Here is an 11625-nt window from a genome sequence, read left to right as displayed (position 1 = left end):
GGCGTGAAGATCACGCCGGTCCGCTCCTCATTCCGCCCGAAGCATTTCCCATTTCGACGGCATCGAAACGGCTGGTCCCGCTTCTCGATCTGTCGCGTTTCCGAACCGCAAAACCGGTTCCCACTTTTGCTGGAAACGCTTCTAACTGCTCGCGATGTAGAGGCGCATCGCCTCCGTTTCCATCACGGTTTCCGCGATGCGGTGTTTCACCACGTCGCCGATCGAGACGATCCCGACAAGTTCGCCCTTGTGAACGACCGGCAGATGGCGGAACCGACCATTCGTCATGATGTCCATCAGCTCGTCGGCTGAATCGTTGAGATCGCAGGTGGTGACGCGCGACGTCATGAAATCGCGCACCGGACGGTCGAGCGCCTCGGCGCCGGAAGCGGCGACCGCCTTGACGATGTCGCGCTCCGACAGAATGCCGAGCACCTGCTGTCCATGGAGCACCACGACGGCGCCGATGCGGCGGCTGGTCAGCAATCGCGCGGTTTCGCCAAGCGTCATGACCGGCGTGGCCGTCACGACATCGGAACCCTTGGCCTTCAGGATAGAGGCAACATTCATGGCTTCTCCTCCGTTACCGGGCTTGTCACTATGATGCGGCATTCGGTCGCATCGGGCAAGCATCACGATTCGCAAGGCCGCTTGCACCGCGAGGACGATTTTCGACGCATCCCCACCGGGAAGCACCTGATCCCGGGCTTCAAACAGGCGATAAGCTCCGAAGCGAACCGAAACGGCATCAACGATTCGACGGCAGGCAAATGTGGCAACGCGCCTATCTCCAGCGGCTGAAACATGATCTCGAACACTGGATTGAGCGCGGCTGGGTGACGCCCCAGAACGCCGAGGCCATTCTGGCGTCGGCGGGCGGGGAAGCTGCCACGCGCCGCATTCCCCAGTTGCTCGCCCTTCTCGGCGCGGTGCTGATCGGCTTTGCCGCAATGAGCTTCGTCGCCGCGAACTGGAGCGAGATGTCCAAGCTCGCCAAGCTCGTCATCCTCATCGGCGCGATGTGGGCGGCCTATGGCGCGGCCTTCGTGCTGGCGCGGCGCGAACATCCGGCCTTCGCGCAAGCGGCCGTCCTTGGCGGCCTCGCGCTTTTCGGCGCGAACATCGCGCTCATCGCGCAGATCTATCATGTCAGTTCGGACGACCCCGGCTGGCTGCTCGTCTGGTGCCTCGTCGCGCTCGCCAGCGCCTGGGCGCTGCCGTCGCGGCCGGCGCTCGCGCTTTCGCTGTTGCTCGCGATCTTCTGGTCCGCATGGATCGCGCCGCAGCCTGGCGCCGCGCATTGGGGCTTCTTCCTGCCCTGGGCGGCCGCGCTCGTGCTCACGATACGGCTGAGCTGGCTCTCCGGCTTTCATCTCGCCATCCTGACCGCCTATGTCTGGGCGATCCTCAATGCCGAGGCGCTGGCAACGGCGCTCGATTGCGGACGGGGCGAAATAGCCGCGATCTACATTCTCATCAGCATCGTGCTCTGGCTCGCCGGGCTTCGCACATCGCAAGCCTCGTTGCGTTTCGGCGGCGCCATGGAAGCCTATGGCATCGTCGCCACCTTCGCGCTCCTCTGGGTGCTCCAGGCGATGCCGCCGGAAAGCAACGGCGGCGCTCTCTGGCTCCTGCCCGCGGTGCTCGCAATGGCCTGCGCCGCGACGCTCGGCCGGGGCGACATACGAAGCGGGCGCATCGCCCTCCGGGATGCCGGCGGCATAAGCGTGATTGCGCTCGGGGCGCTGCTCTATCCGCCGGTCGCCCATTTCGTGCCGGGGCTCGTGCCCTGGGCCTATGCTGCGCTCTTCCTCGCCCTCTCGGCATGGCTCCTCGCCTATGGCTCGAACCGAAGGAGCAGGTTTGCGCTCAATGCCGGTTTCGCGGCCTTCGCCGTCGAGGTCCTTTATCTCTATTTCGAGACGCTGGGCTCGCTGCTCGGCACGGCCGCCTTCTTCGCGCTTGGCGGCATCATACTGATCGCAGGCAGCCTTCTCCTCGCGCGGGTGCGCAGGAAGCTCGTCGGAGCGGCCGGTAAGGGAGCGCAGAAATGATCGCACGGTTCGGCCGCTTCGGCGCGGCGCTCATCATCCTCGCCCTGCTGCAAACGATCATCATCGGCTGGATCGTCGCCGACCGCATGGCACTGCTGCGTTCGCCGGATACGGTGACGCTCAGGACGGAGCCCGTCGACCCGCGCGACCTCTTTCGGGGCGACTATGTGACGCTTGCCTATGGCATTTCGCGCCTCTCGCTCGAAAACCTCACCGGTGACAAATCGTTCAGCGAGGGCGAGACGGTCTATGTGGCGCTGGTGCCCGAAGGCGAGGACTGGCGGGCGGCCGGCGTCTGGCGCGACTATCCGGAGAAGCCGGACGGCAGCAAGATCATCCGTGGCCGGATCGTTGATGTCATCCGCAACGTGCCGCGCGTGCGCGCGCTGCCACGCTCGAAAAAAGTCGAGGAAGTGCCTTGCGAGGAATGCGTCCAGCTGACCGTCGTCTATGGCATCGAGAGCTATTTCGTGCCGGAGGGGCAAGGCCGCAAACTCGAAGACGCCCGCAATGCGCAGGCGCTTTCGGTCGATGTCGCGCTCGCCCGCAATGGCGAGGCGGCGATCAAGGGCCTGCGGCTCGACGGCGAACTCCTCTATGAAGAGCCGCTGCTCTGAAGTCAGGAAGCGGCGCGGAAGGCGCGATACCAGCCGCCAGTGACCACGTAGCGGGGGAATGTAACCCACTGCTCCAGAAGGATGCGGAGCAGAATATCGGCAGGGCCCCGGAAGGGATCTGGCGGCACTGCTTCAAGCCTGTGCCCCCGCCCCTGCAGCGCCAGCGACAGAACCATGGCGGCGATGCCGAGGCCCGCAGGCGGCAGCGATGCGGAAGCCGCCCCACCGACCGCCAGCAGCGAGCCCGCCATGAAGACGGGCACCGCGATGATATGGATGAAAAGATTGCGGCGCGAGGCATGGCCCTTCGCATAGACGGACCACTGCCACTTCAGCGTTTCAGTAACGGACATTCTGCACCTCAGGCCGCGTTGCGCCAGTTGCCATGAAAACCGAAAGGCACGCGCGCCGGCAGTTCCACGCGGGCGACCGGCCCCTTCGCGATGTCGCCCGTGTCGAGCACGACGAAATCGCTGAGATTGCGCGCCTCGTCATAGACGAGCGTGACGAGCCAGCCATCACCCTCCGGCGCGACGGCCGAGCGCGGCACGAATACGGGCTCCATCACATATTTTCCGGCGCCGGGCTCCCATTCGCGCCGCTGCCCGGTGACAAGGTCGATATGAACGAGCGTGTCGAAAGGCTTGCCCGGCGCGGGCGGGCGGCGATTGCCCGCATAGAAGCCATGACGGTAGGAAAGCCCGGCGAAGCGTTCGTCGAGCCGGGGAAACTCGCCGCCCATATCGGTCAGCGGTTCCTCCCTGTAGCTGTTGGAGTTGCCGTCGAGATCGAATGTCCAGCGCACGAGCATGGACGGCGCATCGGCAAGCGTGAGATCGGCCTTGCTGCCGTCGGCATCCGGAAAGAGTGGTACACGGACATATTTCATCACATCGGCGATGACGCGCGTCTTGCCGCCTTCGCGCTGCGTATAGGCGTTCATCGGGTGATAGACATAGCAAGGATCGCCCTCGAACCAGCGGATCGTATCGACGCTCGCATCGCGCGCCATGATGCCGATGCGCGTGCCGACGGAAGGGTCCCAGGCGATCACGGGACCGCCCTTCATGATCCGCTCGACGTCGATCGTCGCCGGAAAGATCGGGAAGATCACATGCTCGTCCGTGGTGATGAAATCATGCACCATCGAGGCGTAAGGCGCCTTGAACATGTCGGAGCGCGTCAGACGGCCCGAAGCATCGACCACCTGATAGGAAATGTCGGGCGAGCCGGGCCCCGCCGCCATATAGCCGAAGAAGAGCATCTCGCCCGTCTTCGGGTCGATTTTCGGATGCGCCGTCATCGGGCCCTGATATTTGCCCTCGAAAGTCCACGTGCCCCGGGTTTCGAGCGTGTCACCATCCATGGCGACGGGCGAATTGCCCTCGTCGAGCGCCAGCAGCTTGCCGCCATGCCAGACGATGTTGGTGTTGGCGACATTGTTGCGGATGCCCTCGCCGCCCGGCGCCGCCGCTTCGCCGAAGCCGGTGCCGATAAGCCTGCGTCCCGCCTTCCGCTGTGCGACATACTGCTCCGTGCGCACCCAGCGATTGCGATAGCTCGCCCTGCCGTTCTCGACATGGATCGCATGGACCATGCCCTCGCCCAGAAACCAGTGATGCTTGCTGCCCAGCGGCGGAAACATGGGGTTCGGCCCATTTCGATAGAGCGTGCCGTTGAGGGCGGCGGGAAGCTCGCCTTCGACGACCACCAGGTCCGGCGCCTCGCACTCCGCCATGACCGGGGCAAAATTGGCGCGTAGAAGCGGGTTGTCCGGAAACGGCTTCGACATGGCGGGCTCCTTTCATAACGATGCCATAACAGTGTTATAATCGGCCATTGAGCTTCGGGTCAAGCCCGGCTATCAGAGGGGACGGAGATATTGAGACGATGAGCATGGACGAGCGGGCTGACATCGCGGCAGACAGGCGCCGCCTCGCGCAGAGAGCCGCGTTGCTCGATGCCGCGAGCGAAATGCTGATGCGCGGCGGGCCGGACGCGATTTCGCTGCGCAAGCTCGCGGCGAAGGTCGGCACCTCGACCATGGCGGTCTATACGGCTTTTGGCGGCAAGGAAGGGCTCATCAACGCGCTGTTCGACGAAGCCTTCGATCGGCTCGCCGAGGCTCAGCGCGCCGTGCCGAAGGCGCCCGAGCCGCTCGTCTGGCTCCAGGGGCTCGCGCGCGCCTATCGCCGCTTTGCCCTCGAAAACCCGTCCTATTACGCGCTGATGATCAGCGTCACCATGCCGGTGAGCGAGAGCCTGCGCCACGAGGAGCCCTCCTGCACGACGCCGCCGGCGCGCGGCATCGCGCAGCAGCGCGGCTATCAGATGCTCTTCGACGCGGTGAAGGCTTGCGTCGCGGAGGGAAGCCTGCCCTCCGATGTCGCGCCCGCCATCATGGCCGATGCCTTGTGGGCGACGGTTCATGGCTTGTGCAGCCTCGAACTTGCCGGCTTTCACGCCAGCGCCGAAGCGGCCGAAATGCGCTTCTCGCTCACCTGCGGGGCCGTCCTCAAGGGACTGCTGACACCGAAGGGGCTGGCGAAATTCGAAGCGCTGGCCGCCCAGCCGCTCAAGCCGGCGAATTGACCGACGGGAACTTGCCCAGCGGAAACGGCTTTTCCTCGCGCGCAAAGACGACGAAGGCGAGGCATTCCCAGATGTACTGGATGAGGTTGCGGCTGAAGAGACGCAAATCCTCGTTCTTCTCCTTGGTTACGAGGAGCACCACGAGCTGCACGAGCCCGAGGAAGATGGCCAGGGAGAACGCGACATTGGCGAGGAAGCCGAACACGACCATGTAGACGAAACGCAGCCAGATCGGCTCCTGCTCGGTTACGCTCGAAGAGGCGGATGTATCGCTCATCGCTCATTTCCTCCACGGATGAAGCCCGGCAAGGGGCTTCCGATCATGTGGTCCTGTCCGGGCAAGATTCAATAAGGAACGCTAGAGCCGGTTGCGCCCGCTCCATTCGCCATAGCCGACATTGCCCGGCCCGCCCGAGGGCGACATGCGATAGGGATCGAAAAAGCCGAAAAACAGAAGCCCGGCGAGGAAGCCGCCGAGATGAGCCTCCCATGCGATGTTCATCTGCTCGCCGGTGACGGTGAGCCCCGTCGGCCCGAAGAGGAAATTGAGGCCGATCCAGACGCCGACGAAAATGAGCACGCGGCGGTCGGTGAGCGCATGAAGAATGCTCGCCTTGGCGCGGGGCGCCGCCCCTTGGTCCCCCATACCGCCAAGCCCGCCAAGCGCCCCGTCGGCCAGAAAGACGAAGCGCGCCGCGCCGCCCATTAGGCCCGATATCGCCGCCGAGGCGCCGACCACCGGCACCAGCGAGCCGGGATTGAGGTAGACCTGCAAGAGCGCGCCCGCGATGCCGCAGAAGAAATAGAAGAGCAGAAACCGGACCGTGCCGATGCGCCTTGCGACCGGACTGCCGAAGGCGAGAAGCCAGACACTGTTGACGATCACATGGGTCCAGCTTCCATGCAGGAAGGTGTAGCTGAAGAGCGACCATAGATCGCCCGCCGCGCCGCCCGGAAAGATGAGATCGGGATGGGCCGGGACGCCGGTGAAGCGGCCGGGAAAAAGCGCGAAGAGGACAAGAATCTCCGACTGCTGATCGTCCGTCATATGGCTGAAGACGGCATATGCGCCGAGCATGGCCACGACGAGCGCAAGCACCACTCCGGGCACATTGAAGGCGCGCGGCTCCTTTCGGCGCGGCCTCGTCTCCTCGATTTCAACCATGCGCGGCCGCCATGAGCGCCGCTTCGACGAGCGGCAGCCTGTCATTGCCGAAATACATGTCGGTCTTGTTGACGAACATTGTCGGTGAGCCGAAGCCGCCCCGCGCGACCACTTCCTCGGTATTGGCGCGCAGACGCGCCTTCACATCGTCCGACTTCATGCGCTCGGCAACCATTTTCCAGTCGAGCCCGGCCACGCCGCAGATTTCGGCGAGCACCTCCGGCTGCGAGATGTCCTTGAGCTCGCCCCAATAGGCGCGGAACGTCGCCCAGGCGAAGGGCACGAGCCTGCCCTCGTCGAGCGCGACGATCGCGGCCCGCATCGCATCGACCGCGCGAACGGGAAAGACGGGCGGCTGCCCGATCTCGACGCCGCAATAACGCGCCCAGTCGCGCAGGTCCTTGACGTAATAGCGGCTCTTCACCGGATGCGGGTTCGCGCGCTGCTCATAGACGCTTTCATTGACCGCATTGAACACGCCGCCGACCAGGATCGGCCGCCAGTCGATCACAGCGCCCGTCCGCTCGGCCAGCGCCTCGATGCGGCTGAAGGCGAGATAGGTCCAGGGGCTCGAGCAATCGAAGAAGAATTCGAGTGTGGGTCTCATCGCAGCCAAGAGTGTGCCTTTCCAGTCGGGGTCGATTGCCTTTGGCAGTTGTGGCGAGTGTCGCTCGCGCCATGGAACTCCGCAACCCGGCGGAGCGGCGCTTGCGCGCCTCCGTGCCAGCGGCGCACAGCCTTAACATTTTCCTGCCGCGCGTGTCGAAAGAGGACAATCGCCGGATGGCCGAATGGCTTGGGCGAGGACGCAATGCCGCCGGGTCACCGCCGGGGACCACGCAAAAATGGCGGAACTCCGCCGCCCATCGCGCATGGCCATGGTGGCACAGCGGTTGCACTCACTGGCTCGACTTCGGCCGCGCCCCGTAAACGGATTGCACAAGAAACGACCGGCGGCGCGCGACCGGAACCGGCAACCAGGAGACCGATCGTGTTTGCAACCCGCCTGTCGAAATTGGCTGAACAGGGACTGCCCAAGCGGACGCTTGGCGCCCTTTCGATCGCCTTCGCGCTCACGGGTTGCATCAGCCCCAGTGCAGGTTCGAACGGCCAGTACACCTCCCCCATCGGCGATGCGCCGGTCATCAACAACGAGACGCCCTATTCGACCGCGCTGCGCTGCCTCGCCACGCACATCCCGGCGAACCAGCAGGCGATCCGCATCGCCGTCGGCAATATCCGCGACTATACGGGCAAGGAAGAAGCGGACGGTTCCGGCCGCAAGCTCACGCAAGGCGCCTCGCTCATGGCCATGTCCGCGCTCGGCAAGGCCGGCGTGCCGCTCGTGGAGCGCTACGACACCTCGGTGACGGAGCTCGAACTCAAATACACGAACAACAAACTCATCGGCGACGCCGACGAGAACGACTATCGCAAGATCTTCGCGGGCGAGATCCGCGGCAGCAATTACTACCTCGTCGGCGGCATCACCGAACTCAACTTCAACATCCGTTCGGGCGGCGTGTCGGGCGCGGTCGCGAGCACCTCGGACACGGGCTGGGGCGCGGATGCCGGCGGCAAGCTCTATGTGATGAATATCGGGCTCGATCTCCGGCTCGTGAACAGCCGCACGCTCGAGGTGGTGGATTTCGTTTCCTACCAGAAGCAGATCGTCGGCCATGAGGTGAGCGCGGGCGTCTTCGACTTTCTCGGCGGCAAGCTCTTCCAGATCGGCGCGGGCGAAAGCGCGATGGAGCCGATCCAGCTCGCCGTGCGCTCCGTCATCGAGCGCGCGGTGCTGAAGATGCTGGTGCCGCTCTATAACGTCAATCCGTCGGACTGCGCGCGCTTCGGCGACAAGGGCGACCCGATGGGCGCAATCGACTATCGCCAGACGAATCCCGGCGCTGCCGAACGCCCGTCACCCGTGCGCGAGCGCGAAGCGGAACGCGCGGCCCCGGCCGCGACCGAGCAGAAGGCCGTGCAGCGCGCCGCGAGCGACCCTTACGCCTATTACAGCGAGATCGACAATTCCGGTCTTCGCGGTCAGGTGAACTGACGCACGGACACATATCCTGAAATTTCTCCGGCGGCGTCGCAACGATCTCGCCGGAGATGAAGAGCTCAGGTTGCCGGCGGCCGAACCATTCGGCCGCACCTTGAGAGCCTGCGGCCGGGCTTTGTATCGGCCGCAACCGAAGCCGCAAACGGGGGCACCGTCCGCGGCTTAGGCGACGAGTTGACTTCGGGGGGAGGGCTCGCCCTCCCCTCATTTTTCTCGTTTCGCGCCTTGCCCTATCCCTCGGCGAACATGAGCAGCAACGCTCCGGCAACGATGAGCGCGACCGCCGCGGCCTTGACCGCGTTCATCTCCTCTCCGAACACAACCATGCCGACAATGACCGTGCCGACGATGCCGACGCCGGTCCAGACCGGATAGGCGGTGCCGAGCGGCAGCGACTTCGTGGCGAGCGAAAGAAGCCACGTCGTCAGCACCATGACGGCGACATTGAGAACGGCGATGCCGGGGCGCGTGAAGCCCTCGCTCGCCTTCAGCGTGTAGGTCCAGATGATTTCGCTTACCGAGGCGGCCATGAGAATGGTCCAGGCCATATCGCATACTCCATGTTGCAATATGGCGAAGCCGTCTCCGCCAATCATTTCGGCGCGGTTGCCATGCGAGAACCGCGCCGCCGGGTCGTCCCGGTATGCAAGCTCACTTAGTTCATAAGACGGCGGCGATCAACCTTGCGCGAGCGCTTTTGCGCGCCGCGGGCCGATCATGCCCGACATCCACGAGAAACGCAGGGCCATCGCTGCCGCGCAGGCGATGAGCCCGAGCACGAAAGCGATCCACACGCCGAGCCCTTCGAGGCCAAGGCCGAAGGCAAGGAACAGAGCCGACGGGAACCCGATGAGCCAGTAGCTCGCGCCATTGATCCACATCGGGGCCTGCGCGTCCTTCAGCCCGCGCAGCGACAGGCCGAACGTCACCTGCAGGGAATCGAAGAGCTGAAACGCCGCGCCCATGCGAAGAAAGATGACCGCATGGTCGATCACATCGGCATTGGCCGGATCGCTCGCATCGACATAGAGCCCGACGAGTTCGCGCGGGAAGATCGCGAAGGCGAGCCCCGTCACCGTCATGAAGGCGAGCCCCATCACGGATGCCGTGACGCCCGCGATGCGGACGCGGGGCATGTCCTTGGCACCCGCCGCCAGCCCCACGCGAACAGTCGCCGCCGTCGCAACGCCGAGAGGCACCATGAAGGCGAGCGCGCAGGCATTGAGCGCGACCTGATGGGCCGCCACCGACGCCGTGCCGAAATATCCCATCATCAGCGTGCCGGCGTTGAAGAACATCGCCTCGAAGATCATCGACATGCCGATCGGCGTTCCGAGCCTGAAGACCTCGGCGAATTTCGACCATGATGCGCGGCCGAAGCGATGAAAGATGCGGTAGCGCGAAAGCTCCGGCGAAATGAAGACAGCGGCCAGCAGCGCGAAGAAGCTGAAGGCGAAGGAAACCGCGCTGGCGATGCCCGCGCCGATAAGGCCGAGCCGCGGGGCGCCGAAATGGCCGAAGATGAGCGCATAGGCGAGCGCCGCATTGAAGGCGACGGTAAGCCCCATGACGACGAGCGGCGCGCGCGGGCGGCTCAGCGCGTTCGCATAGGCGCGCAGCACCTGAAAGCCCAGCGTGAACGGCAGGCCGAGCAGAAGCAGGCGAACGAAGGCCCCGGCGTCGGCGCTGAGCTCCGCCGGCTCGCCGACGGCAAGCAGCATCTGCTCCGTGAAGGCGAGAAAGAGCATCATGGGCGGCGACATGAGAAGGATCGCCCAAAAGGCCATCCGCACGCTTGCGCGCACGGCGGGCGCGGCGACGCGGCGCTCCCCCAGCGTATGCGCGATCATGGGCGAAACGGCGACCGCCGGCCCCATGCCGAGCAGCCACATCGCATAAAAGAGGCTGAGACCGAGCGCGGACGCGGCGAGCGCCTCCTTGCTGTAGGCGCCGAGCATGAGAATGTCGATGGTGCCGACACCCATCTGTGCGAGCTGCGTCACGACGATTGGCCCGGCAAGACGCATCAGCGCGCGCGCTTCGACAAGCCAAACGGGCGATGCCTGTGGCGAGGCCTGCGGCGGTGCCGGGATTTCGGCGGATGTCTTCAGCAATGAATTGGTCATGGGACGGGCTTTGATCTGTGAGCCCGGGAACGGCAGAACGGTGAGGCCGATACAAAAAACCCCTCCGAAGCATTCACCAGGCTCGGGAGGGGTGGGATCCTTGGATCAGCGGACTTCTAGTCCGCGCGCTCCTCGCGAGTCGTCGGCGCACACGAGCAATCGGCAACGCCGAAACGCTCTCTCTGTGCTGTGGTCATCGACTGATCCATGGTGCCGCTCGCGTCAGCGCAGGCCCGTGCCTGCAAGGACCGCGATCGTTACGCCCCGCTCCAAAGCCCGTCAATAGACGGAGTGGGATTATGTCCGCAAGGGGCGCGATCGGCGGCGTGTCTGTGACCCCGCCGACACACATCACGCCCTCGCCGCGCCGGAAACGAAAACGGGGAGAGCACCGCTCTCCCCGCCATGTGATGCATGCGATGCGGATGCGATCAGTAGCCGACGCCGCCGCTGAACCAGGCGCCGCCATTGGTGCTGACGACCTGCTCGCCCCTGTCGGCCTTGCGGATCATGACTTCCGCGAAGCCCTGCCTGCCATTGCCCGCCATATCGGCGGCGGTCGAGGCGCCCTGACGCGGCGCGCAGGCGAGCATGCCGTTCGAGCCATGCCGCAGCGCCTCGCCCTCGCGGCATTCGATGACATAACCGCCCGTGTAATCCGGAACCTTCTGGCCCTCGGCGCCGGCCATCCGGCCGATGGTCGTGACGAGCATGTCGCCCGCAACGCAGTGGAACACTTCGACATCTTCCGTCGCGCCGATCTCGCGCATCGGCGTGCTGAAGCGCGCCGCTTCCTCGAGCCCTTTCGCGCTCACGCAGACGGCCTTCACCGGCTTCATGACGAGCGCGCCGCGAACGACCACATCGAGGCTTCCCATCGGCGTTGCCTGCGGCGCGGCCACATAGTAGCTGCCGCCGCCACCGCCCGAGCCGTTGCCATTGCCGATGCCGAAGCCGCTGCCGCCCGATCCGCCGCGGCCGGCGCCCGAGGCCCGCGCCGCAGCAC

The 11625-nt window shown here is 65.1% G+C and carries 13 protein-coding genes; 4 read left to right on the top strand and 9 right to left on the bottom strand.

The features are described 5' to 3' along the window. Positions 1–141: 141 nt before the first annotated feature. On the bottom strand, positions 142–570 hold the full coding sequence (locus WBG82_RS16280; RefSeq protein ID WP_324298825.1) for a CBS domain-containing protein: 429 nt from the start codon (positions 568–570) through the stop codon (positions 142–144). Positions 571–770: 200 nt separating this feature from the next. Here WBG82_RS16280 and WBG82_RS16275 point away from each other — a divergent pair, with 200 nt between their 5' ends. Next, a complete protein-coding gene (locus WBG82_RS16275) occupies positions 771–2054 on the top strand; it encodes a DUF2157 domain-containing protein (protein ID WP_424426027.1) in 1284 nt (427 codons plus the stop codon). Beyond that, positions 2051–2671, top strand: coding sequence for a GDYXXLXY domain-containing protein (locus tag WBG82_RS16270; protein WP_424426025.1), 621 nt, complete (start codon positions 2051–2053; stop codon positions 2669–2671). The genes WBG82_RS16275 and WBG82_RS16270 overlap by 4 nt, the downstream gene beginning before the upstream one ends. A gap of 2 nt (positions 2672–2673) precedes the next feature. Here WBG82_RS16270 and WBG82_RS16265 read toward each other — a convergent pair whose 3' ends face one another. Then, the gene (locus WBG82_RS16265; protein WP_424426023.1) at positions 2674–3024 is read right to left on the bottom strand and encodes a hypothetical protein; all 351 of its coding nucleotides are present in this window, start codon (positions 3022–3024) and stop codon (positions 2674–2676) included. A gap of 8 nt (positions 3025–3032) precedes the next feature. Further along, positions 3033–4463, bottom strand: coding sequence for a carotenoid oxygenase family protein (locus WBG82_RS16260; protein ID WP_424426021.1), 1431 nt, complete (start codon positions 4461–4463; stop codon positions 3033–3035). Between the two features lie 98 nt (positions 4464–4561). Between WBG82_RS16260 and WBG82_RS16255 the strand changes: the two genes are divergently transcribed. Further along, positions 4562–5263, top strand: a complete 702-nt coding sequence (locus tag WBG82_RS16255; RefSeq protein ID WP_424426019.1) for a TetR/AcrR family transcriptional regulator — start codon at positions 4562–4564, stop codon at positions 5261–5263. Here the strand turns inward: WBG82_RS16255 and WBG82_RS16250 are convergent. The 3 genes from WBG82_RS16250 to WBG82_RS16240 all read right to left on the bottom strand — a co-directional run bounded on the left by WBG82_RS16250 (position 5247) and on the right by WBG82_RS16240 (position 7035). Further along, positions 5247–5540, bottom strand: coding sequence for a DUF4389 domain-containing protein (locus tag WBG82_RS16250; RefSeq protein ID WP_424426017.1), 294 nt, complete (start codon positions 5538–5540; stop codon positions 5247–5249). The genes WBG82_RS16255 and WBG82_RS16250 overlap by 17 nt on opposite strands. An 81-nt stretch (positions 5541–5621) precedes the next feature. Beyond that, the gene (locus WBG82_RS16245; protein WP_424426015.1) at positions 5622–6428 is read right to left on the bottom strand and encodes a rhomboid family intramembrane serine protease; all 807 of its coding nucleotides are present in this window, start codon (positions 6426–6428) and stop codon (positions 5622–5624) included. Further along, positions 6421–7035 (bottom strand): 2-hydroxychromene-2-carboxylate isomerase, encoded by a 615-nt coding sequence (locus tag WBG82_RS16240; protein WP_424426029.1) that lies wholly within the window; start codon positions 7033–7035, stop codon positions 6421–6423. Before WBG82_RS16240 ends, WBG82_RS16245 begins: the two co-directional genes overlap by 8 nt. Positions 7036–7419: 384 nt before the next feature. On the opposite strand from WBG82_RS16240, the gene hfaB reads away from it, so the two are divergent. Beyond that, positions 7420–8487 (top strand): holdfast anchoring protein HfaB, encoded by a 1068-nt coding sequence (gene hfaB, locus WBG82_RS16235; RefSeq protein ID WP_424426013.1) that lies wholly within the window; start codon positions 7420–7422, stop codon positions 8485–8487. Between the two features lie 236 nt (positions 8488–8723). On the opposite strand, the gene WBG82_RS16230 is transcribed toward hfaB, so the two are convergent. From WBG82_RS16230 to WBG82_RS16220, 3 genes are all read right to left on the bottom strand, one after another. Then, positions 8724–9041, bottom strand: coding sequence for a DMT family transporter (locus WBG82_RS16230; RefSeq protein ID WP_424426011.1), 318 nt, complete (start codon positions 9039–9041; stop codon positions 8724–8726). Between the two features lie 129 nt (positions 9042–9170). Further along, positions 9171–10619 carry an MATE family efflux transporter gene (locus tag WBG82_RS16225; RefSeq protein ID WP_424426009.1) on the bottom strand — a complete coding sequence of 483 codons (1449 nt, stop codon included), beginning with the start codon at positions 10617–10619 and terminating at the stop codon, positions 9171–9173. 431 nt (positions 10620–11050) lie between these two features. Then, positions 11051–11625, bottom strand: a 575-nt coding sequence (locus tag WBG82_RS16220) for a hypothetical protein (RefSeq protein WP_424426007.1), incomplete at its 5' end; no start/stop codon positions are given.

It is taken from the genome of Parvibaculum sp., assembly GCF_049671045.1.
Classification (GTDB): Bacteria; Pseudomonadota; Alphaproteobacteria; order Parvibaculales; family Parvibaculaceae; genus Parvibaculum.
This window is presented reverse-complemented; position numbering and strand designations above follow the sequence as displayed.

What these genes read in the sequence shown, in the direction of transcription:
- WBG82_RS16250 (WP_424426017.1), bottom strand. Translation starts at nt 5,540, where the DNA reads ATGAGCGATACATCCGCCTCTTCGAGCGTAACCGAGCAGGAGCCGATC.
- WBG82_RS16270 (WP_424426025.1), top strand. Translation starts at nt 2,051, where the DNA reads ATGATCGCACGGTTCGGCCGCTTCGGCGCGGCGCTCATCATCCTCGCC.
- WBG82_RS16230 (WP_424426011.1), bottom strand. Translation starts at nt 9,041, where the DNA reads ATGGCCTGGACCATTCTCATGGCCGCCTCGGTAAGCGAAATCATCTGG.
- WBG82_RS16280 (WP_324298825.1), bottom strand. Translation starts at nt 570, where the DNA reads ATGAATGTTGCCTCTATCCTGAAGGCCAAGGGTTCCGATGTCGTGACG.
- WBG82_RS16225 (WP_424426009.1), bottom strand. Translation starts at nt 10,619, where the DNA reads ATGACCAATTCATTGCTGAAGACATCCGCCGAAATCCCGGCACCGCCG.
- WBG82_RS16245 (WP_424426015.1), bottom strand. Translation starts at nt 6,428, where the DNA reads ATGGTTGAAATCGAGGAGACGAGGCCGCGCCGAAAGGAGCCGCGCGCC.
- WBG82_RS16265 (WP_424426023.1), bottom strand. Translation starts at nt 3,024, where the DNA reads ATGTCCGTTACTGAAACGCTGAAGTGGCAGTGGTCCGTCTATGCGAAG.
- WBG82_RS16240 (WP_424426029.1), bottom strand. Translation starts at nt 7,035, where the DNA reads ATGAGACCCACACTCGAATTCTTCTTCGATTGCTCGAGCCCCTGGACC.
- WBG82_RS16255 (WP_424426019.1), top strand. Translation starts at nt 4,562, where the DNA reads ATGAGCATGGACGAGCGGGCTGACATCGCGGCAGACAGGCGCCGCCTC.
- WBG82_RS16260 (WP_424426021.1), bottom strand. Translation starts at nt 4,463, where the DNA reads ATGTCGAAGCCGTTTCCGGACAACCCGCTTCTACGCGCCAATTTTGCC.
- WBG82_RS16275 (WP_424426027.1), top strand. Translation starts at nt 771, where the DNA reads ATGTGGCAACGCGCCTATCTCCAGCGGCTGAAACATGATCTCGAACAC.